This is a genomic window from Paenibacillus sp. FSL E2-8871 (genome assembly GCF_038000345.1).
GTDB lineage: Bacteria > Bacillota > Bacilli > Paenibacillales > Paenibacillaceae > Paenibacillus_AQ.
Window position 1 is genome coordinate 1,423,207 of the sequence record NZ_JBBOBV010000001.1, and the last position, 21,749, is coordinate 1,444,955.

The window sequence follows — 21,749 nt, forward strand, 5'->3', positions numbered from 1 at the left end:
TAGTCTGTATCATATCAATTTGCAACTAGGCAGCGCATATTTTATCATCCGAAAAAGTGTGGAGCCACCGTTGCGGCGACTTAATCGCTGAGTATGTCCTATTAAAATTCCACACCCATGCCAATAATAAGCTTTTGAAATCTCTGCGAGCTTTTCATTGAAAACTTGCCGTTACTTATGGTACGGTTCTCCGCGATGGTTGAAGCGGCAAGTTTTAGGGCCATCCTAAAATCACAATACCTTTTCTGCTCCCTGATCGCTCTCTGTAAGTTCATATTCGACATGAGAGGTACGTTTGGATAAAAAGTACGAGTGACGATTCCCTTCTAACAGCTCGAACAGGAGAAGAAGTATCCATTTTCTATAGAAACCAAACTAACTAACTACTTCAAGTTCCCCAACTCAGGTTAGATTGTCTTCAAGTAATCAGACAGTGGCTGTTGGTTCCAGATTTGAGCTTCAATATATTCAATATAGGGGCCCATGCCTTCCCAAAGCGCAGTTCTCCCCTTATCTTCCGGCGCACCGTAAATATGCTCCAACCTATCCAAGTCAGAGAGGGTAAAGATTTTACCGTGATACTGGGATTGATAATGAGCAGATTCCTTGTCCATTCCAAGCCAGTAGGTAACCATACTATCCGGATAAGTGAAGCTAATATCTCCGTGCGAAAAAATGGTAAGCGGAACACGCAGGCTGCTTAATTCAAGGGAGGACAAGTGTTCTTCCATCCAATGAGAGTAGCCGAGTACTGCATAGAGTGGATAGTTTTCCTTGGGTTCTCCTCCCTTTGCTATAAATTCATTCTTCACCCAATGTTCAACCTGTCTTCTGTTATTCATATATTGAGCCGGCTCCTTGAATCTATCAGCTAATGGGTTATCCTCATACAGAGACTCCATAACGGCAATCGCTTCTGCATCGCATAATGCGGATAGGCTACGGAACGGCGGGTCACCTAGTCTGTAATAATGCGTCAGATATGTAATCATGATTGTTCCTCCTTAATGACTACTCCCAGCATTGCACTACGCTTCAGTACATGATACATTTCCTCCAGCATGACTATCGCCTCGTCAATGGTCAGTTCGTGCGAATTCATATGGATCATGACCGCTATTCCTAGCCAATACGCCGAAAGCTTCTTAAACAGTTCCCGAGCCTTGGTTGTGTTCATAGTACATAACTGTGGGTCGAGCTGTAAGAACGCACTATAGATCTCCTCCGTAATGATGTCATTATTACTCCTGTTGTAGTCAATGCTGCAATCGGACAAAAACAATAAACGAAAAAGCTGCTTCTCGGATTGAGCAAAAAGCAAACAACCAACCGCCAAGTTCATAGCAGGCTCATTTTTTTCATTGTTGTAGCTTTTGATCTCTACTAAAGCGTAATCGACAGCACGTCTGAAAACATTCTCTTTGACCTCTTCCATGCTCCTGTACAATCGGTATACCGGTTGAGTTGAGCATTTCAGTTTTAGAGCGATATTTCTGGCTGTCAGTATCTCGAATCCCTCTTGTCTGGTCAACTCAAACGCCGCATTGGAAACCTGTTCTTTAGTGACCTCTGCTTTTGGAGGCATTTTTTCCAACTCCCCACACAATAAGTATATTAAATAACAAATGTTATATAACGTACGTTATTATCATTTTTGCAAAATGTCAATATGATTTTTGTTTTCTTATTCCGGCTAATACAGCGAAAGAGCAGCTTCTTACGGTAAGTATACAGAGGTTCTAGTATCTTATTGTTTCGTAGAACATACAAACTCGCAAATGCCTGTTTACAACCTTTTACATTGAACGTGATCCAAATCCAATCTCAGTCAATAGTTGGCATGATGTGAATACAGGCTCCTGCGAGTTTTTCTACAAAAAACTTGCCCCTACTTATGATACGGTTCAGCGTGATTCATTTTCAACTAAACTGCCAGTTAGCTTAATGATGATCATCAGTCTATTACTCTATTTGCTCACTCTTCTATTCCACATTCAAAATAATCCCCTCCACTTTTTTTGTAATTCATATTAAACAAAAAAAGAAGATTAGTTGGCAAATTATCTTTTTCATTTCATTACCGATTGCATCGAACACCTGCAACGGATAATCTCCTCCGCACGTCCTGAAGGATCTCCCGGAAACATCAGCTTGCTTTCTTTCCCCTTCTTACCTACTAAGAATGGCTTATCCAGCGGTTGTTCCTGACCGTTGGCTTTTCTGTGTGTCTTTCGTGTACGATTACCCCCGGCAGATCGCCATTTTTTCCTGGTTACCACCTCGGATTGCTTCCAGCCCTCCAGCTTGCCTCCGTTGGCCGCTGCCGTGCTCATGGTTCGGGAAACGGTAATAGCCCGCTCCATGTTGAATGGGCCGGCATCACCCTTTGCAGCTGCCGCACTGATCTCACGTACGAGCAGCGCCCGCTCGGAGGGTGTCTTTCCCTCCTTAATAGCTTTTTGAAAGGCTCGGGTCATAACATCCTTGCTAGTCCCGTTCATATCCGGGACAAGTTTCTGCAGCTTCTTGGCAAACCGTGATGCCGCCTTATGCTTCGTAGACCAGATCTTTTCAGTGTTCAGCACTGTCAGCTCCGATTCACCAGCCAAGTGATACAGCGGCGTGAAGGCATCATACACCACCTGCTCGAACTGTACCGTAAAGAGATCCCCGCTCTGAACCGACAGCAGCACCTTCCCAAGCTCACCGATATCAATCAGTAGTTCCTCACTGAGTTCCAGGATTGCATCATGTAGCGCCTTCCCCTGCAGCTCGAAGATCTCAACTATTCGGGTTTCACCCTGCTTGTACAACTCTTCCAGCACTGTCCGCTCCGCATGGGTCAACTCCAAACTATCCAAAAACTCAGTATCGTCCGCTTTGGCGATGAGCTCCCAGCAATCCTTACACATGGCTGACTACCTCATCATGACTCTGACGCAGCAGACGCTTGGCAATTGTGGATACCTGCTCTTGCAGATTGTCTACATCAGAGTTAGGTTCTGGCACAGTTAATGCAGGCTGACTATTAATCAGTTGAGCAATCGGTGTATCCAAATATTCATCAGTGTATTTTGACTCATCGACCGTTGTATCAAGTACCTCTTCAGCAATTGGAATCAGATCACGGACCAGCATTATACCGCGGTCTGCGATAAAGTCCAGCAACGCCTTGCGGTCTTCCGGGTCAATAATACGTGGTCCACGCAAAGTCGCCCGTACACGGAAGATGCCCATGGCCGGGAATAAGCGTTTATTAAAGATCTCATCCATGATCCACTTGCGGTACGGTTCAAAGACCTGTTCCTCTGCAAATCGCAGCGCGGCTTGCGCCGTTGCACGGTTGTAATCAGAACTCTGGCCAACCAGTATCGGTGGCAATCGGAACGCGGAGAGGATATCGGCTTTCTTGTCCTTCCCGTATTCTAGAAACAAGGCATCCTGCTGCAATAGATCATTCAGTTTGTCCAGCTTAATAGATACCTTCTCGACTTTCTCATCTAGTGGTCCACCAGTCTCTTCCCCTATGGCTTCCAGATAAAGAATGCCTCCTTGGGACTGCGAACCTTTTACATTCTTCAGCAGCTCCATCGATTGCTTGGTCAGTCGTCCGTTGGTCACCGTTAGCAGCATGGAAAGCATTCGGCCGTTACTGAAATAAGAAACATTGAGTTCCTCTGCTTCACGACTACCAACCACTCCAGGTGCATTCCCAAACCAGCGCGGTTCACCATAAGGACCATCATTTCCTAACTTTAAGGGAATGATCTGGTTCCCTTGACCCTCTGTTCCAAAAGGACGGAACCAAACTACGGACTGCCCTCGCTTCATGGCATACTTCCGGGCATAGATATCTTGGGAGAATTCCTCTATCCTCTTTGTTGAGCGGATCAGTCGCTTACGCTTGATTGTTGCCCTGTCCGTTTCCCGCGTACAACGTACATATTTAGGGTTCATGCGGTAAAGCGTTGGAAACTCACTACCGGCAGGCCAAGCAACCTCCACATTTGCATTTCCGCTACTTTCAATATCCTCAATCAAGGAGCCGATAATCTCATCCGGTGTATCTTCCAGGTTACAGGTTTCCAAGAACTTATCAGCCTTGTTCCACTCCTCCTGCGCGGTCTGATCACTCTCACCAGGGAGGTACTCCAAAGCAATACCATATCCAGCAATGTTTCGCTTGTATGCCTCGATGCACTGCGGAATGATGTTACTGTTCTTGACCAGCAGTTTGCAGGAGGCAGGGTCATTGCCTGGTGGAAACGGAAGCAGCCCGTGCTGATCGTATAGGTTTTCAAAGCTATCCGGTAGCTGTGCGCTCGAGGGAATATGCCTTTCCTCTGCTTTTGATATTTGGAACCACCGTGCCTCGCCACTCATGCCTTACACCCACCCCACATCATGATCAGATCGCTCCTCTCTCTCTTTTTTACGCTGCTTCACACGCTGCAACAGATAATCCGTATGGATACCGTACCTACGCGCGTCACAGGTATGATCGTTTTGCTTAATGGGCTTGTCCTCGCCACGTTCGGCGGCTTTTTCATCCCATACATAAGACACCAACTCCTGAAGGGAATTGGTGTTATCGGCACAGATATAAAGTTCATTATTCTGAAATCGGTTAGACACCGTCTGAATTCCATCCAGTACGGTATTCACCGCAGCTCGGATATTGTTGATCCCCCGCTTCTTCAGTTCAATAATAAAAGCCTTTGCTGACGGGTCGATGAAGATCGAATATTCATCTCCGTCAATAAAGGCCTCCAGGTCATCAGCATATTCGCCATTCGTTTTCTCTCCCTTATGGCGGATATTGTGATAATACTCATCCAGCTCATAATAGACGTTCCCGCGGACTCCGTATTTCAGAAATGCCGTCGGGTTATTAGCACCGTAGTCAATACAAATGAACTTGCGATCAAACTTGGCCGGGAACCAGTCTCTGGATTTCTTATGAACTGCATCATTAAACTTAGAGAAAATCACTCCCTCTGCCATTACCCAAAGCCCTAAGATGTACCGCTGATAAAAGATCCCGCTGTACATGCGCCGGTACCGCTCCCGTACACGCTCAGAAAGTGAGAGATTATCCTCCATTGTGAAGTGTAGGTGCAGCGCGTGCTTCTTCTGCAGCTGGTCCAGCCATTCCTTTTTGAACCAGTGATACGGTCCTGAAGGGTTACAGTTGAACCAGAGCTTGGCACCATCTACAGAACAACGGGCAGTCGCTTGGTCAACGAAGGACTTCGGCATGAGCGCCACTTCATCGAAGAACATCCCAGCCAGTGTGATCCCGGCAATCAGATCCTGAGAACTTTCATCTCGTCCACCAAATAAAAAGAACCGGTTGCTTATTAAGCCCCGGGTCACAGTCAAAACATTTTCAGATCGATTGTCATGAACATGATACCCGCGGCTGGCCAACATGCGTTTCAGCGGACCGACCACGTTACGTCGTAGCGCACCAATTGTCTTCCCCGACATACCGAACTGCTCACCTCGGAAGGTGTCCATCCCCCAGGCGATAAAGGAGAATGACATGCAGACCGTCTTGCCGGCCCGGACGGAACCATCACAGATGATTGCATCTTTATTGTGATGCGGGCTCTCGGGCATCCACCAAGTCAGAACTTTAAGCTGCTTATTAGAGAATGGAGCCCATTTGAACGCTGGCGGCTTTAGTTTAAGTTTCCCCATCTTTCCACACTCCCGCCGCTCGACCCTTCAGTGCATCCATAAAGCCATCGTCTTCGAAGTCTTCCTTACCCCCGCCACGAAGCATCTGTAACTCATACTCCATGGTTTCGATGCGAATACGCTTCTCGTCATCAGTTAGGCGGTTCTTGAGCTCGATAGCTCTGATCTTCTTATCTTGTATGCGAGTAAGAGCCTCTTCCAACTTCACGATGTCGTCCAGTTTGCGGAAGCCCTTCTCCTCAATCTTAGACTCCATCATTTCATTACGGCTATGCGGGATTTTCTTCGTAATGCCGGTCTTCTCATCATGGATCTCCGCGACTTCCTTGATGGCCTTCATCTCGTAGAGCACACTGCGCTCGGTCTCGGATAACCCATCCATCAGGGATTTGATCCGGTGCATCATACGACGCTCACGGATCGTCAGAAGGTAAAGAGATTCATTCGCCTGGATGATCGGGTCAGTGTCCACCTGATCGATGAGCTGCTGCTCGGTTTCGGTCAGCGAGTCCATCCATATGGTTTCATGCTCACCAGTAGTGACGGCCTTCTTGTTACCGACAGGCCCCCCAGACCCGCCGCTATTTCCCTTGGCATTTTTATTACCTGGGGGAGCACCGCCGCGATTACCGACTGCGTTCTTGTTCCCTTTGGGAGCACCGCGATATGGAACGTTCCCTTTCATCTCAATTGGAACGCTCCCTTTGGATACAGTTGGAACGTTCCCTTTGAGTTCCTCTTCCCAATGGTCAATTGACTTCCATTTACGCACCTTATTTTCGCCAACAAAAAGAGCGGCAGCGATGTCCTTAAGCTTCATCGTCCCGCCGCTCTTGAGCCACATCTGTCTTGTTTTATCCCGTTCGGGACTGCGTTCTCTGGCCATGCTACATGTCACCACCTCCCATACAAAAAGACAAGTTCCATGAACTCGTCTTTAATGGTGCTAAAAATGATTATTTTTGCTCATTATTATTTATCTGATAAAGTGCTATTTCCTTTAATAATTTTTCAGATGAAACAATGCCTTTTAGCCATTCATCTGAATCAAAATCTATATTTTCATGCACCGATCTCTTTTCAACCATTAGCATAGCTCCATTTAATAGCCCTGCTACCCCAAATGCGATACGAACAAATGATTTTCTTGGGGAAAGTTCATCACGAAAAACATTATGGTGCAACTCTCTGCAACGAGAAGCAATTGGTGGATGTTCAAAATCAATAATTTCCATTGAATGAGCGAATTCGTTTCTAATTTTCCTAATGATATGCAAATCTCGTTTTGATTTCTCAGAGATAAGCCCTAAAAGATAGCTCAAATTTATTTTTGAAGAAAATGATGAAAGACCTCCAGATCCAGTGAACAATTCTTTGAATGAATTTGGCTCATTTACCATATACTTTTCAAGCAATTTCTTTAGAAGCTCGTCTAAAAAAGCGGCAGCCATTAACGCACACCCTCGATCAGTCTCCTTATCAAGATGTAATCGAAATTTAACCACTTCATCCGGAATTGTCGTGTTAATAAAATTGATTACTTCGTCTACATTTTCCAAATCTTTAGAATTCATATAATAATACCTCCAACACCGAATTACATACTGTACTATTATACTTTATTCTGATACTGTAAACTTCAATTTAAACTGGTTTCGTCACATTTCATCCTTTTGCAATTCAATATCTATCTCAATCAGCTTCTTAAGGTCATCTACCGTCTTGATCTCAATTCGGCCGTCCTGGAAGTCCTTGACCCATTTGGCTATGCCAGCCTTAACGATTTTACGATACTGCGCCTTGCTTTCGAGGATACCAGCCATAACTTCAAGCTCGTGCTGCAACAAAACTTTATCTTTTGTTCCCATTGTGTTCCCCTCGGCTTCCGTGTATATTTGGAAACGAGACAGCGGATGACTGTGAATGCCACGCGTGGCGCGCCGCTGTCTCAGCCGGGGGATACCCTGGTTGATTGGGAGGACGTTAGCGCGTCCTCCTTTTAATTTATTACGGGATCAACACGATGAAGCAGCAGTGGCTCTGTGCCTGTCGCGGCCTGGTACCGCAATTTGATCACATCACAAAACAGCGGATCAAGCTCCATGGTCCTGCAGGAGCGATCAAGCTGATCACAGGTCATCATTGTGGAGCCGCTGCCACCAAAGAAATCAGCAATCATGTCTCCCTGCTGGCTACTATTTTTAATCGGGATGGCCAGCAGCTCCAGCGGCTTCTGCGTTGGATGCACATATTTAGTCACGTCTCCTTTCGAAACCTCCCAAACCGTCTCCGGAAGTGGATCTTCCGCCGGCAAACCGGACCGCCAAACCGTAGTCTGCGTGCGATCGCCATACCAAGCGGGGGCCTTACCTTTCTTGTGGGCATAAAACACCGGTTCATGCTTCCAGCGGTATTGCGCCCAACCGAAAGTGGCCACGTTCTTGACCCACACGCACTGGCAGCGAACCGTAATCCCTGCAGCGTTCATGGCATCCTCAAATTCACGCTGATAGGATGATGGATGAAAGACATAAATCGCTGCGGTCGGTTCCATGGCCACAGCGTAATGTTGAAAGACAGCATGCAAAAAGCCCGCAAACTCCTCTGCGGGCATATCGTCATTCAATATTGAGCTGGTGCCGGCTTCAACCAGGCGGGCCGAGTCGCTTTGCACCGCCACATTATAAGGTGGATCGGTCACAACTAGAGCAGCCTTTACCCCGTCCATCAGCTTGGCAATATCCTCAGCATTCGTAGAGTCACCACACATAAGGATATGCCGTCCAAGCTGCCAAATATCCCCGCGCTGCGTCTCCGGCTCTTTGATATGATCAAGGGCACTCTGGACGTCGAAATCATCTTCAACAACCGGCAGATCGATCTCAGTGTCTGGAACACCGACAAACTCAGCTATCAACTCCTCGATCTCCTCCGAATCAAAACCGGATAAAGCCAAATCCACTCCGCCTTCCTGCAACTCATTCAGCAGCTGCGCCAATGCTTCATCATCCCAACGGCCGGAAACTTTATTCAGTGCCAGATTCAGCAGCCTCTCACGCTCTGGGTCCAGGTTAACTACTGATACAGCCAGCTCCGTGCAGCCCTGCTCATTTACCAGCACTTTGTAACGCTGATGGCCACCGACCATATTGCCGGTCTGCTCATTCCATACGATTGGGTCAACGTAGCCAAATTCATCCAGGCTGCGCTTCAGCTTCTCATACTCCGGATCGCCTGGCTGAAGGTCTACGCGGGGGTTGTATGCTGATGCTTTGATCTGATTAATCGGAACAATCGCTATTTTCATATTTTTAATCACCACTTTTTCTACAATATCTGAAAAAAGACGGGCAGTTAGGCCCGTCACTTAACTTTATCTAATAAATTAGGCAGTACTCTTTCACTGTAAACTAACCAATCATAAAAACGAATTAATTTTCTGAAATTACTATAGGTCCAACCAGATTTATACTCTAATATCTCTATGTTTTCTATAATAAATTCCTTTAGAAAATCTCTGTCTATACAATTTTTATCGAGAAGTGGAATATACTCAATAACCTTATCAAACTCCTCAAAATGTTCCATTAAGCCCTCAATTGTTCTACATTCATGCCTTACAAACTCAAGCTTTCTACGATTAGTAATGGTAATGAAACTATCCCCGTCTATTTTCGATAACCTCGTCACAATCCGGCTGTCTAAGCCTTGAATAAGTTCCTCACTGCTTAACGAAATAAATTTAAACATCGGTAAGTATCTATCAAGCCTTATGAAGGTTGGTAAACTTTGGGTTATTTTATCATAATCAAACTCAGGCTGATCATTAACAATATCCTCATACAACTGTTTGATAGGAATCGGTTCATATCCAATTTCTCCAAACTTCGAAGCAACACCAACACCTATTACAAATTCCACTTCAGATGAATCGAGGTTACCTTCAACATCGGAGACGTAGATTTTATTTTGTGGATCACTTGTCTTAACTATTTCGTAGAGTTGAGATTTTATTTGCCTTAACTGTTTTGCGCTAAATTGACGTTTGTATTTAGATAAAGCCTTATAAACTTGAGAAAAATCATTTGTTTTGATTGTGGTAACAATGATCGAGTTACCATTAATAGTAATTGGTCCAGCATGAAAGATATCTTCTTCGGTCTCATTTTTACGCTGAAGAAATATTAAACGGTCCTGCAGCTTATCCAAATGTTCTTTACTTAAACAAGAGGTTATAGATGTAAGAATACTCTGAATGTTCTCATCAGACATAGAGTAGCCTATGAAAATAATAGGGTGCTCTATGAATATGGTTAAAAGTTTTGCCGCCAAATAAGGATTGTCTTTATGGAAATTACTATAATCTACATCCGTCAAAACTAATGAATCTGGATCTGTTGAGCAGCCATGTATTTTGTAGATTTCTCCTACTTCCTGGGTAGTTGAAAAAAGGAGTTCTTTTTGACCGACATATTTATGAAATTCATTCGGGAAAATTTGCTCAAGTAAAGTGTCCCAATTAGTAGTGATTATACCATCAATAACAACATGTTTAAGAGCTTCAATTTCCAGGTCGTTTTGTTGACTCTCCCCGTATATATATAATTTCTCTTTCAAATACTTAGAAATCTCAATTTTCAACGGGCTTGCTATATCTGTTGCTTTCTCGCTGAACTCTTGTCGGCTTTCTTCATATTCCGGATCATCCCACCATTTTTTGTGATAGTCTTTTGCCATAAGACCAGCAGCTACGTCCAGTTTACCTTCACCAGTTGATTTATAATATGGAAATCTGCCAGGTCTAATTAAATCAGAAAAACGTCTCAGTAGTCCTTCCCAGTCCTCAGCATTCAGATATCTTCGAGAAAAACCAGAACCCACAAAGAGAAATGGAGCTGAGTGAAATTTTTTAAGGTGTATTTCAAGCTTTTGCTGGACGTCCATGCAACTGATCTCTCCTTACAAGATAATATTCCCATTCTAAACTATTCCAGAAAATTTGTCTGTTCGTTTCATCCTTTGAGTTGAGTTGGTTTTTGATCTTTGGGTAGGCAGAAACTCAGCGAGAGACTAAGAGAACCTGCCCGCCTCAGGTTCAGAATGTCCACAGTCTCCTTGATCGACTCCAAATTCAAGGCATTGATCGTGATTTTCCCCGGTATTAATACCATTACCTTCACCCTTTCCTATTGGTATTGGTGTACAACAAAAAGACCATACCCGATTCAGTATGGTCAAAGGATCTATTCTAGATTTAAGACATTAAGAGGATCGTTCCATCCTGTTACGACTCCGTTGTCAAAATTAACAGTAGATGAATCAAAAAACCATGTGTCCCCATTATTAATTATAGAGCTTGGTGTACCCATAGATTTTTTTACTGTTTCTTTAGTATCACCGAGTCCAAACTTTGTGATTCCAGTTGAACTTCTTAATTCTTCTTTTCTACGGTCTATGAATTCAGATGAAGATTCTGTCCCTATATCACTATTCCTAACCGCATCAAACACTGATGTTCCATCTTCGTATGTTGGATTTGGTTCGCTTGCAGTTTCAGAAATCAACTGATTTTTCACTTGATCTAATTCTGCCTGAACACTTTCTAAAACACTTTCTTTGATTTGTTCATTCTGTGAATTCATCGTTTCTAATATTTCCTTCTTGTAGCTTTCAAATTCACTTAATTGTGCATCAATATTCCCAACAGTAGACCAAGAGTCACTAAAAAGTATCTTGGTTTCCCCTGTTATTCGATTGATCATTACTGGAAATTTTTGATCGAGTTTATCATACTTATATATTCCAGGGTAGATGAAAATTCCAAAGGATACAATACATATCAATATAAATAAATATTTAACTATTTGTTGAATCTTAGGTTTCCACATTAATGTATTCCCCTTTTATATCCACATCGGTTGCGGTATTTACTATACTATCTGTAACATAAATATATTAGCAATGAAAAATGACTAGGAAAACTTATGCAACCCTTGTATATTCAACTTTTGGTATTAGCCTATGCACAGCATAATTAAAAGGTTTCCTCATAGTATCCACTCCCTGAAATCATATTTCGACGTCTAGGAAGATTTTCCCTTCTGGCACACTGTCCTGCCACAAAACTGTGCAGTTCCTTCCCAACGGCCCCATATGCAGCCCTTACACTTTGCCGGCTGCTGAGGTGGATCTTTTAAACGCCACTGCTGCTTCCTCTTCTTCAAATCAATCCCCCCAATAGAAAAAAGCCGCCCAATAATGAGCGACTTCGAAATATGTATTCATTTCAATTGTGCAATGAGTCTGATCTATAGAGCGGCGTCCGCTCCGCATCCGCAGCAAATGCGCTGCGCTCTTTGCTTAAAATCTTTACGGACTTTGTGACAAAGGAGCACAAGACCATTTTACAGAGCCGGCGAAATAAGAGTCAAAACTGCCAACAGTGAATAGCAGGCTTGAGTACATCTATTCACACATCATGCTTTGTATTGCTCACTATTTCGCTTAAGCACTCGTCTTAGCATTACTGGCTCTTTTAGCAGCTGTCATCTTCTCTCTCATTTGCAGAAGCATTTCGATAAGCTCTTCACGACCAATAAGTCGCACGTTATTCGACTTTGCTAGCTTGTAAGCCTGCTCAGTATAATCTCTATTCGTTACAACCCAAGCAGCTGAAGCGCCGTAATGTGAAACTGCTCCACGAACCTCCTGCACTGCCTTCAGACCGACATTCTTGCTGTACCGTTTAGCCTGGACAACAATTCGCTTGCCGTCTTTTGATATGACCAGATCAGCACCATAATCCCCGGCTGCTCGTGTAACCTCAGCTTTGTATCCTTGAGATCGGAATAAGTGACCGAGGTATTGTTCGAACTGAACACCCTCCATTTTATCGATCTCAGCAATACCCGACTTCTTCAATCTTTCCTTATGCTTCAACTTTCGGGATATCAGTGCCGCAATAACGACTGCTACGACTAAGATACATACAATAATTGAAGCTTGAACCGACTTGGTTAATGTATAAGTTATGGCAAATGATCCGAACAACGACAGTACCATTACTCCGTTTATAAATTCCTCTTCCTGCTTCGCCTTACTCTTCCTTCTTGCCATCGAAACCCCTCCGTTAAGAACTTCGTATAGTACAATATTCTCCATTAAGGAAGGATTTTCCTCTAAACATGTCGAAAGTCATAGGTAGAACGGAGGGTTTCGGGGTATCATTTGTAAAAATCCTCTATACTATCAATTTAATGTCTCCATCTTGTCTTACAACAACATCTTTTACAACACACTTTTTTCCATCTACAACAATCAATGAACCAACCGCAACAATATTTGTTTTTTCATCAAAAATGCTCTCACTGTCAAGTTTTCCAAGGTAACTATCGGTAGTGAATATTTCAAATTTCATTTTGACAATCCTCCAGTATGAATTTAATTTAAAGGCGGGGTGTATATGAATTACGAAGACATTTTTGATAAATTAATGTATTTCAAACCATTTATCAACAAAACTATAGTTCTAAGTCATTTGAAAATCATGGGGAAATATCCTGATTTCAATAGCGTTTACTCTAAGAATAGACAAGATGATGAAAATTTAGACCCTGTTAAAAATGTATGCATGACATTAGTTTTAGGCCTTCAAACTGGTGCAATTTCATTAGTGGACCTTGATGAATTATTGTTCTTATTAATTGAAGATAAACTATTCACCTCGTTTTTATTTAATTTAGAAGATTCTAATCAAATATCCAAATCTGAAGCGTCAATCCAAAGCACATTGAATGAATGGGGTGTCCCCAAGGAAAAAAACATACTTAAAGGACTATCCCAAAAAGAAACTTTTGAAAAATTCGTAATCGCTGGCCACCGAACAAATCAGTGTGATTCAATCAGGCTTTTGCTTTTAGATAAGAATTTAATTACTCTTAAAGAAAAAAACAAAGAACCTGAGCTAGCTGTTTATGCTACTCTAATTGAAATAGATTTTAGACGTAATCTACTTCATGTAAGATTAAAAGATGTAGATAAAATTGAGAGCAGCCAAATTGGTGTCAGGACTCTTGAGGGCCGCATTGAAAGAACATTGAAATTCCTTGATTCTTTACAACCCTTTTTCAGTTATAAAAGGCTAAGTAATTTCAGGGCATCGTTATTCAGACTAGAAGAACACTTACTACAACCGAAAAGAGAAGCGGCTCATAAAGAGTTAACAAAATTTCAGCAGCATATTGATAATTTCTCTTCTTTAATCGATTCAAATTTCCCTACAAATCACGAAAACGGAGTTACTACTCAAACATACGTATCGAATACTGTACTGGCCATAATATCTTCCTCTTTAGATCTTTCACAAATCGGAGACGTTGTCGGCATTAAATTTAGAAACCAAAGAGATGAAAGTACAACTAGCTTTGCAGAAGTTGCTATATCTGATAAAGGCTTTAAGTGCATCTCTACAGATAAGCTTTATTGGAGCAATCTAGCAACATTACTCGAGCAAAGGAAAATTGAATTTTTAAAGATCGGAACACTCGTACCTTCTGGATTCGTTGATGTAAACCTTGAGTTCAGAATAGAAACAGCTAACATAAAGCTTAACCAAAGTTCAAAAGGCACTCCCTCAGAAGGCGATAAGCGCCCTACTGATGAAAAGTATTCAGACTTTGTAGATTACTTACTACCCTTTATCAGATAACAAAATAGACGAGAGGGGGTACGCTTCGGTCAATGCTGCATTGCTACAGCCGTACGTGCCACTCTCGCCTGATTTCCACATTACCAATATACCAGGGACAAATCGTCAAGTGGTGTTCATAATACCCCGAAATACACCAGATTGTCGTCAAAATTCATTTTTGATGTATTCATAGAATCCAGTCAACTTCAAAGAGAATGCGATAGATTCAATACCCGCTTCGATGCGACGATCCACGGTACTGGATGCCACACCTCTGCGCATAAACATGATCGTTTCCTTTCTTGAATATCCCTGGATGAAGCGAATATCAATTGCTTCCTTCGCCTCCGGATCAATGACCTGACTATGAGCCCGATCTATCAGCTTCGTGAAAAGCTTATACTGCGAGTAAACCCATTTTTGCTTTTCCTGCAGAATTACGGCGTTCGCAGTTTTATCAGCGTGTAGTTCATCTTGATCAATCCTCCGAGCTGCCTCTCCATCGATGGCCACCTGGGCCATTTCCTTCTCATGATCTTCAAAATCCTGCATGAATAAGCGCATCATTTTATATTTTTCGAGGTAGAATTCTGTTTGTTGGATCTCCTCTTCAGATGCTTTTGGAAAGAGTTCACTTTGTTTGAAAATCCCCCATGCCATCGCCATCCCCCTACTCCCCTTTATGTTATAATATCAAGAGGAATAGTTTGGTAGAATGACCCCCGCCCCAGCCAAGGATATGGGGGTCTTTGTATGTCTCAGTATTTTTCAAGCTGCTTAAGCTTCTTCCGTAACTCCACATTCTCCAGCAGTAACCTCCAATTTTGCTCCCTTAAGTCTTCCTGTGACTGTAGCGAATCGCTAGTTTTCTGCCCAACCACTCGTAACGTCCGGACTTCATTATCCGTCTTCTCCAGGTAACCTTTGTCCACTAACTGCTTAACCAGTGAATGCGCTGTGGAACGAGACTTCAGCTTCAGGAGATCCGAAACCTCGGTAACCGATGGAGCATAGCCTTTTTGATTGATGAAACCTTTTATAAGCTCCAATGTTTCTGCCTGGCGATTCGTTAATGGTCTACTTGTCATAGCTGCCTCTTTCCTTATAATTGCATTTGATGCATTTAAAGATATACTGTGATAGGACTTCTTCAGACCAATGTACTGACGGTTGACCACACGCACACCAAAACCGGGTTAAATCGTCACTCAGTTGCACATATTCACCCACGCATTACTTTAACACCACTTTGCCGTGTCCTTGGCTTGGTATGCTCATATCCTCTCACCCCTTAATAGATAGATTGGTATTGTGGTGTTTCTTAGTACTGCGCAATAACTAACGGATTCGTTTCCGTCAAAAAGAAATAATATTATTATCAGTCGTAGCAATTAAGCAGGGCAGGATATTTTATTCCAGTTCACGAATATCTCAAGATGAAATTCGCTATCTATAAATAAAACGTTTTGTAAAAAGACAGAGAACCTGATTAGGAGACCGACATGATAAGGATGATAATAACTTTTTTTCTAGCCATGATACCAAGTGTATTAGCCATTTTTTTATTAATCGAATACTTTCCATATACAGGTCTTGCAAGAATAGGGAGTATTCCAACAACATTGTTTTTAAATACTTTTATTTTGTTACTTTCTCTTCATTTCACTAAAAAAATAAAATCAAGAGTATACAAAAGTTTGATTTGGATTACAGTTATATCGATAAGCATATTGCTCGCAATTGGTTTACATCCACAAGAATACTTACCTAGCGTATTAAGTCAAATCAGCAAACTGATATTTCCCGATACTATCAAATGAATACTTCCGAATTTTCACCTTTCCTTATGTCGCAATTTGCGTCGACGGCGTAGCAACTCAGCTTAGGCCTCCTGCCAGTGAACCGGATGCGTACCGCTATCTCAGAGAACCCTCTATAGTTTCTTCGAAGTCGTACCGCACCAGTTTGGGGCTGTTTCCTAATCCCAGAGAAGGAGCTTCTTAACTCGAACTTTCAATCCTTCCATGGAACAATCTGGGGTGTTAACGATGTAATAGTCATTGCCATTGTGCTCCACATGGGAGTACACCCAGCGACTCTCTCCTGTGGAATCTTCGAACAAGTATTCAATAGAAGCACCGGACGTGTAGTAAGCATGCTTTCCGGTTGTGTACCTGCCATCTTTCCCTTTGTGAAGTATACCTTCTTCAATCACAGGTGCCGTCACTTGGCGTATATACCGCCTAACCTCGTCCAATTTACTGCTAATCTGATAGAACATCCCCCGAAGATACATCTCTTGAGGATCTCCCTCGTTGTAAACCCCCTCATTTTCAGCTTCATTGATCATATTTGTAACCCACTTAATCCGAGGTTCAAGCTTCTCTAGCTCTACCTGTATTAGGTTTTTCATTTCTTCACTCCCCTTTCCTTAATCTTTTTAACTCCGTCGAATACCGATAAAAGCTCTCTTCATCTCGCTCATCCAGCGCTTGGTCGATCAGTGTTCGTAGCTCTGAAATCCGATATTTCCGCACTGCAGTTTCCCAAACCACTTCGATGTATTTATCAATTGCCAGTGCATAAACCGCAAAGATCAAGGTGGCACCTCCCTAGGTAAGAGAAAAGCAGCTTACGCTGCTCCTCCTCCATCCTTCATTTTCTTTGCTGCCAGCTTGCGATATGCCGTCCATCTGGTTGACAATTGCCCACTAGTCATGCCATTTTCATTAGCGATCTCGCGCCATGTCTTATCTTCATTGATACGTTTCTCTAGAAGAACAGGGAACGGGATTGGCTGTCCATCATATTCGACTTCAGGAAAGATTGGGCGTTCAGCAAGGATAAAAGCATCCAGTTCTTCCTTACTTGTCTCATCTGCAGAAGCTTCACCAAGATCAGAACTTTCACATTTCTCGACTTGTTCCCCTGATTCATTAGGATCACCTTCGTTATCTTGGCCGTCAGTTCCAGCTCCATCATTCAGCCAATTCGGTTCGAGTTCTGAGCCCTCTGAATGCTCATCGGGACCGCCATCATTAATATCTTCTTCTGATGATTGAACGCCATTAGTGTCTTCTTCCGCATCCGGCTCAACAATCTCAATTTCATCATTCTTCTGCTCGCCGCTCGATTCACCCTCCTGCTTTTCGAAGAGGTCACTTTGATCGGGATCTTCTTCACCAAGCTTCTCTGTGCTCATCACGATGCCGGAAGCATCAGTTGTGACAAGACGGCCAGTGACTTCCCGGTAAATATCTCCGTCCTCTTCATCGAAATCAAAAGCAGCCTGCGGATCTCCCATGAAGACATTGATCTTTTCCCCCTGATTGCTGCTGAGAAACAGGAAGTTCTCCTGCATGACTCTCAGCGGAAGTAGCAGTTTAATTTCAACCTCTGTGTCACCAACCTTGATCCCCTTTGCTACCGTCGCACTAAATTTCGCATAATCCTTTATCATATCGATCTTCCCCTCAAGTTTTTTATTGGAGTTCCTTGATCTTCACTTCTATACGCGGTCTAGCACTGTACCGCTTACGGACAAAAGCGTCCACTACCTGGCTATCATCCTTCCAGATGATGCCCTTCAGCGCATCCTTAACACCCTTCAAATAGTTGTCCGCATCAGGCTTAGTAACTGGGAGAATATCACCGCGCTCAGCTGCCGCCGCCTTCTTTTGACTAAAGCTCTTGGGTGTGGAACGATAGGCTGTAACCGCAATTCCCAACGGACCATCCAGAAGAGCAGTTGGTGCATGTTCACTGGCAGCCAATCGAACATAATCCTTATAGTCTCTTGATTTAGCGGGATCATAGGCTCTTGGAAATCCACCAGCAGTGCTAAATTTAGGCCGGCCCTGGGCGACTGGTTCTCCGTACACCGTAAACTGAATCATTACGTTTTCCCCCTCGATGTTTAGCTGGCATCATCGTTGTATCAAGTACGTATACCATGCCTGCCATTGCTCCAGTCTCATCCACAACAGCGAAATAATTTTGTTGCTGAAAGAACGGATCAATTGGCTTGCGCTTCTTTGCAACCATTAAGATCTACTCCTCTCATTCGTATACCGATTGCTAACTCAAACTCAGCAATACCCTCATCCACTTCCGCTGGATCCATATCAGAAAACTCAGCTAGCAGATCTGTACGTCCCTGAGCAACTCCGGTATTTATATAATGACGACGCATCTGGTTATACACGTGCCAGTAATTCCTCCTACCCATCATTAGGCCCCCTTACTGATCGTCTTCGGTTTGCCAGATTTTCGATGAATCAACACAAGCTGTGTCGGCGTTTCCCGTTCCACCAACCAATTCTCCAGCACCAGCCCCTTCGCTGCTGCAATCATGATTTTCTGCTTCTTCGTTGGCCGCTTCCCCTGCTTCATTGCTTGCTTCCCCCTTATTCAGTTGCTTCCACTCTTCTGGCCAGATGTATTTACCGTCAATCATCTACACCACCATAAAATCATCAGAATCGGTGACACGGATCTCTCGAAATATTCCGGTTCTACCATGGAGTTGCGTATAGCGATAGACTTCCTCCGGAGTGTTCAGTGTCACCGAAGGAGTATGCCAGGTGCCCGGTTCTGGGAAGCAAAATCCGTAAAATCGCTCTTCCATATCGGCTCCTTACTGCGCCCATTGGCGCTTTTCAATGTCTTTCCGTGGTGCTGGTTCATTCTGCGCTCGTTCGTAATTTACAAATTTGTTGTAATTCTTCATGAACACCAGTTCCACTGTACCTACGGGACCGTTCCGTTGCTTAGCAATAATGATTTCAATGATGTTCTTTTTCTCGGTTTCCTTGTCGTAATAGTCGTCACGGTAAAGGAACGCTACAATGTCTGCATCCTGCTCAATTGCTCCCGATTCACGAAGATCACTCATCATCGGACGCTTGTCCTGTCGCTGCTCAACGCCTCGGCTGAGTTGGGATAAGGCGATAACTGGCACTTCAAGTTCCCGGGCTATTTGCTTCAAGGTTCGGCTAATCTGTGATACCTCTTCCTGCCGGTTCGCACCGCTGCGCCCTCTACCCTGGATGAGCTGCAGATAATCGATCACGATCATTCCCAGCCTGCGCTCCTTCTTCAGCCGACGACATTTAGCACGAATCTCGTTAACCGTTATACCAGGGGTATCGTCAATGTGAATATCCGCCTTCGACAATAATCCAACGGCCATTGCCATGCGTTCCCAATCATCACCTTCAAACTTCCCTGTTCGCATACGACTAGCGTCGATCTGGGCTTCAGCACAAATCATTCTTTGTACAAGCTGCGCGGCACTCATCTCCAAACTGAAGATAGCGACGGTCTCCTTCGCTCGTACTCCGACATTTTGAGCAATGTTCAGTGCAAAAGCCGTTTTACCAACCGATGGCCGTGCCGCTACGATAATTAAGTCGTTTTTCTGGAATCCGGCAGTCATCTTATCGAGATCAGTAAACCCAGACTCAATCCCTGTGATTCCGCGGTTTATATCACGGACGTTGTACCGCTGCTCTGCCTCTTCCCAGACCTGCATCAATGCATCTTTGATCCCAATAAACTCACGTACTGGAACCGTCTGGTCTGAGAGTTTAGATACAGCAGTCTCAGCCATTACAACGAACCCTTTAACATCCTGCTCCTCCCCAGCATTGCGAAGTAGATCTAGGGCCGTATCAATCGCTTGACGACGAAGGAACATCTCCTGTACTCGCTCAACATAGTAGGCTGCGTTCGCTGTTGTCGGCACTGCATGAGCCAACTTCGACAGGTAACTAACCCCACCAACCTTGTCGATTTCCTCGCTGTCCTGTAGTTGTGAAGTCAGGCTGATCAAATCAATAGGCTGTTCCGCATTGCTGAGACGACGCATCGCTCTGTATATCCGTGCATGTCCTTCGTCGCTAAATTCCCCGCCTTGCAATATATCTGCCGAAGCTTCATAAGCCGACTGATCTATCAAGGACGCACCCAGTACTGCTTGCTCGGCTTGAAGGTCAACTGGCATTTCAATTCCCGTCGCCTCTAAAAAAACATCACGATCAAGCATTCGTTTCACCTCGAAGCTTCCGCATTACTGTTTCCCAGTAACCTTCAGGTGGTGGTTTATCGCTAGAACCCCACTCATCGAGATTGGCAAAATGTTCTGCAGCAGCTTCCTTGCTACGCTGGCTATCTTGCAAATCGCCCAACCGGCCACGAATATTTGCAATCTTTGGCTCTACCGTTTCAGTCAGAATATAGCGATCAATATTCTCCTGGGCTGTTTCCACCGGAAAATCTTTGAGATATTTATAATCTGCTTTCACCTTTTCGACAGAAGCATCAAAAAACGGGAAATGCTTCTTGATCTCTCGGTAAAGCTGAGCAACTTCAACCACTTCCACGCTTCTTCTCCTCCTCGATGAACTGTTCTAAATCTTCAATTTCCTGTTGACGTTGGCTTTTTCGACGCTCTCTTGAGGCTCCCAGGGCGACTGTTCCCTGCTGTGAAGATGCAGGGGGAGTTAGGTACCGCTCAAGAAATGAGGACAATTCATCCCAGCAGCCATAAATCACGGTTTTGCAATACGAGAAAGTCCGGATCTTATCCGAAGGTCTCCTCCGTTTGGCTTTTTTTCGGGCTATTGCCAGGTCGATAAAAAAGTATACGAGATCCAGCGGCATGGCCTCGTTCGCAATCTCACGAACATGTTCCCAATCAGTAGGCACGGGACTGAGTAGCCCGTTACGCTGCAAGTAGTACTGCTCGATTTGAAGGACACGCTGTTCGACTATCGGTTTATCAAAGTCTATTTTGCCTGTGGAGACGGCACCCACAGCGGTGGTAAGAACCCCGGACCTTGAACTCAACTCTTTTTGATCATCTTCTTCCAAGCCATCAATCCATCTATCAATCAAAATCTTTATAATATCTTTATTAGATCGGAAGTTTTCTTCCGGGTGATCGGAAGTTTTCTTCCTATCTCCATCCTCCAGATCGGAAGTTTTTTTCCTATCTCCATCGTCAGAGTGGAAGTTTACTTCCGGTCTATTTTGATACTTTTTTGAGTTCCGAACACTGAAAATAAGTCCATATGGAGCGCGGGTCACTCGTATGTAACCATGCTCCTCTAATCTTTTAATCCAATCGCGGATTGTTCTTCCGGTCACTCCGAAAGTTTCCTCCAACTCACTGCTGCGGATCGGCTTGTTCCCGAGGACAATACCCCAGACAGTTCCCTCTCTTTCCTTCTCCGATGTCGTGGAGCTGATACACCACAGGAAAAGCCATATCGCGCTGCCTATTTGTTTGTAATGTTGTGGCTGCAAAAGCCCTGAGTATGTCGGAAACGGGTAACTGCCTTCGGGCATTCAATCA

Annotated in this window: 26 protein-coding genes; 1 reads left to right on the forward strand and 25 read right to left on the reverse strand. The window is 43.9% G+C overall.

The window, feature by feature from the left end; translation table 11 throughout:
- Positions 1-407: 407 nt before the first annotated feature.
- From NYE25_RS06475 to NYE25_RS06535, 13 genes are all read right to left on the reverse strand, one after another.
- Entirely contained in the window at positions 408-992 is a 585-nt protein-coding gene (locus tag NYE25_RS06475; RefSeq protein ID WP_341145462.1) for a hypothetical protein, read from the reverse strand.
- Positions 989-1,585: a TetR/AcrR family transcriptional regulator gene (locus NYE25_RS06480; RefSeq protein ID WP_341145463.1), complete on the reverse strand. Its 597-nt coding sequence runs from the start codon at positions 1,583-1,585 to the stop codon at positions 989-991. The genes NYE25_RS06475 and NYE25_RS06480 overlap by 4 nt, the downstream gene beginning before the upstream one ends.
- Before the next feature lie 484 nt (positions 1,586-2,069).
- Positions 2,070-2,912: a phage minor head protein gene (locus NYE25_RS06485; RefSeq protein WP_341145464.1), complete on the reverse strand. Its 843-nt coding sequence runs from the start codon at positions 2,910-2,912 to the stop codon at positions 2,070-2,072.
- Entirely contained in the window at positions 2,905-4,383 is a 1,479-nt protein-coding gene (locus NYE25_RS06490) for a phage portal protein (RefSeq protein WP_341145465.1), read from the reverse strand. Before NYE25_RS06490 ends, NYE25_RS06485 begins: the two co-directional genes overlap by 8 nt.
- A 3-nt stretch (positions 4,384-4,386) precedes the next feature.
- Positions 4,387-5,703, reverse strand: coding sequence for a PBSX family phage terminase large subunit (locus tag NYE25_RS06495; RefSeq protein ID WP_341145466.1), 1,317 nt, complete (start codon positions 5,701-5,703; stop codon positions 4,387-4,389).
- Positions 5,690-6,601 (reverse strand): phage terminase small subunit, encoded by a 912-nt coding sequence (gene terS, locus NYE25_RS06500; protein ID WP_341145467.1) that lies wholly within the window; start codon positions 6,599-6,601, stop codon positions 5,690-5,692. Before terS ends, NYE25_RS06495 begins: the two co-directional genes overlap by 14 nt.
- A 58-nt stretch (positions 6,602-6,659) precedes the next feature.
- Positions 6,660-7,277, reverse strand: a complete 618-nt coding sequence (locus tag NYE25_RS06505; protein ID WP_341145468.1) for an MltR family transcriptional regulator — start codon at positions 7,275-7,277, stop codon at positions 6,660-6,662.
- Between the two features lie 84 nt (positions 7,278-7,361).
- On the reverse strand, positions 7,362-7,571 hold the full coding sequence (locus NYE25_RS06510; protein ID WP_341145469.1) for a hypothetical protein: 210 nt from the start codon (positions 7,569-7,571) through the stop codon (positions 7,362-7,364).
- Positions 7,572-7,702: 131 nt separating this feature from the next.
- A complete protein-coding gene (locus NYE25_RS06515; protein WP_341145470.1) occupies positions 7,703-9,010 on the reverse strand; it encodes a site-specific DNA-methyltransferase in 1,308 nt (435 codons plus the stop codon).
- A gap of 56 nt (positions 9,011-9,066) precedes the next feature.
- A complete protein-coding gene (locus NYE25_RS06520; protein ID WP_341145471.1) occupies positions 9,067-10,647 on the reverse strand; it encodes an SIR2 family protein in 1,581 nt (526 codons plus the stop codon).
- 299 nt (positions 10,648-10,946) lie between these two features.
- Complete coding sequence (locus NYE25_RS06525) at positions 10,947-11,591, reverse strand: hypothetical protein (protein ID WP_341145472.1); 645 nt, start codon at positions 11,589-11,591, stop codon at positions 10,947-10,949.
- Positions 11,592-12,207: 616 nt separating this feature from the next.
- A complete protein-coding gene (locus tag NYE25_RS06530) occupies positions 12,208-12,819 on the reverse strand; it encodes a restriction endonuclease (protein WP_341145473.1) in 612 nt (203 codons plus the stop codon).
- 124 nt (positions 12,820-12,943) lie between these two features.
- On the reverse strand, positions 12,944-13,120 hold the full coding sequence (locus NYE25_RS06535; RefSeq protein ID WP_341145474.1) for a hypothetical protein: 177 nt from the start codon (positions 13,118-13,120) through the stop codon (positions 12,944-12,946).
- A 45-nt stretch (positions 13,121-13,165) separates the two neighbouring features.
- Between NYE25_RS06535 and NYE25_RS06540 the strand changes: the two genes are divergently transcribed.
- Positions 13,166-14,410, forward strand: coding sequence for a hypothetical protein (locus tag NYE25_RS06540; RefSeq protein ID WP_341145475.1), 1,245 nt, complete (start codon positions 13,166-13,168; stop codon positions 14,408-14,410).
- Positions 14,411-14,557: 147 nt separating this feature from the next.
- On the opposite strand, the gene NYE25_RS06545 is transcribed toward NYE25_RS06540, so the two are convergent.
- The 12 genes from NYE25_RS06545 to NYE25_RS06600 form a co-directional block, all read right to left on the reverse strand.
- Positions 14,558-15,058, reverse strand: coding sequence for a hypothetical protein (locus NYE25_RS06545; protein ID WP_341145476.1), 501 nt, complete (start codon positions 15,056-15,058; stop codon positions 14,558-14,560).
- 92 nt (positions 15,059-15,150) lie between these two features.
- On the reverse strand, positions 15,151-15,480 hold the full coding sequence (locus NYE25_RS06550; protein WP_341145477.1) for a LexA family protein: 330 nt from the start codon (positions 15,478-15,480) through the stop codon (positions 15,151-15,153).
- 890 nt (positions 15,481-16,370) lie between these two features.
- The gene (locus NYE25_RS06555; RefSeq protein ID WP_341145478.1) at positions 16,371-16,805 is read right to left on the reverse strand and encodes a DUF5348 domain-containing protein; all 435 of its coding nucleotides are present in this window, start codon (positions 16,803-16,805) and stop codon (positions 16,371-16,373) included.
- Positions 16,806-16,809: 4 nt separating this feature from the next.
- Entirely contained in the window at positions 16,810-16,992 is a 183-nt protein-coding gene (locus tag NYE25_RS06560; RefSeq protein ID WP_341145479.1) for an IDEAL domain-containing protein, read from the reverse strand.
- 32 nt (positions 16,993-17,024) lie between these two features.
- Complete coding sequence (locus tag NYE25_RS06565) at positions 17,025-17,852, reverse strand: hypothetical protein (protein ID WP_341145480.1); 828 nt, start codon at positions 17,850-17,852, stop codon at positions 17,025-17,027.
- Positions 17,853-17,874: 22 nt separating this feature from the next.
- Positions 17,875-18,288, reverse strand: a complete 414-nt coding sequence (locus NYE25_RS06570; protein WP_341145481.1) for a RusA family crossover junction endodeoxyribonuclease — start codon at positions 18,286-18,288, stop codon at positions 17,875-17,877.
- Entirely contained in the window at positions 18,239-18,436 is a 198-nt protein-coding gene (locus NYE25_RS06575) for a hypothetical protein (RefSeq protein WP_341145482.1), read from the reverse strand. Before NYE25_RS06575 ends, NYE25_RS06570 begins: the two co-directional genes overlap by 50 nt.
- Positions 18,408-18,596, reverse strand: a complete 189-nt coding sequence (locus tag NYE25_RS06580; protein WP_341145483.1) for a hypothetical protein — start codon at positions 18,594-18,596, stop codon at positions 18,408-18,410. Before NYE25_RS06580 ends, NYE25_RS06575 begins: the two co-directional genes overlap by 29 nt.
- A gap of 26 nt (positions 18,597-18,622) precedes the next feature.
- Positions 18,623-18,784: a DUF6906 family protein gene (locus tag NYE25_RS06585; RefSeq protein WP_341145484.1), complete on the reverse strand. Its 162-nt coding sequence runs from the start codon at positions 18,782-18,784 to the stop codon at positions 18,623-18,625.
- Between the two features lie 244 nt (positions 18,785-19,028).
- Positions 19,029-20,438, reverse strand: a complete 1,410-nt coding sequence (dnaB, locus tag NYE25_RS06590) for a replicative DNA helicase (RefSeq protein WP_341147692.1) — start codon at positions 20,436-20,438, stop codon at positions 19,029-19,031.
- A complete protein-coding gene (locus NYE25_RS06595; RefSeq protein WP_341145485.1) occupies positions 20,431-20,775 on the reverse strand; it encodes a hypothetical protein in 345 nt (114 codons plus the stop codon). Before NYE25_RS06595 ends, dnaB begins: the two co-directional genes overlap by 8 nt.
- On the reverse strand, positions 20,762-21,742 hold the full coding sequence (locus NYE25_RS06600; protein ID WP_341145486.1) for a hypothetical protein: 981 nt from the start codon (positions 21,740-21,742) through the stop codon (positions 20,762-20,764). Before NYE25_RS06600 ends, NYE25_RS06595 begins: the two co-directional genes overlap by 14 nt.
- Positions 21,743-21,749 lie beyond the last annotated feature (7 nt).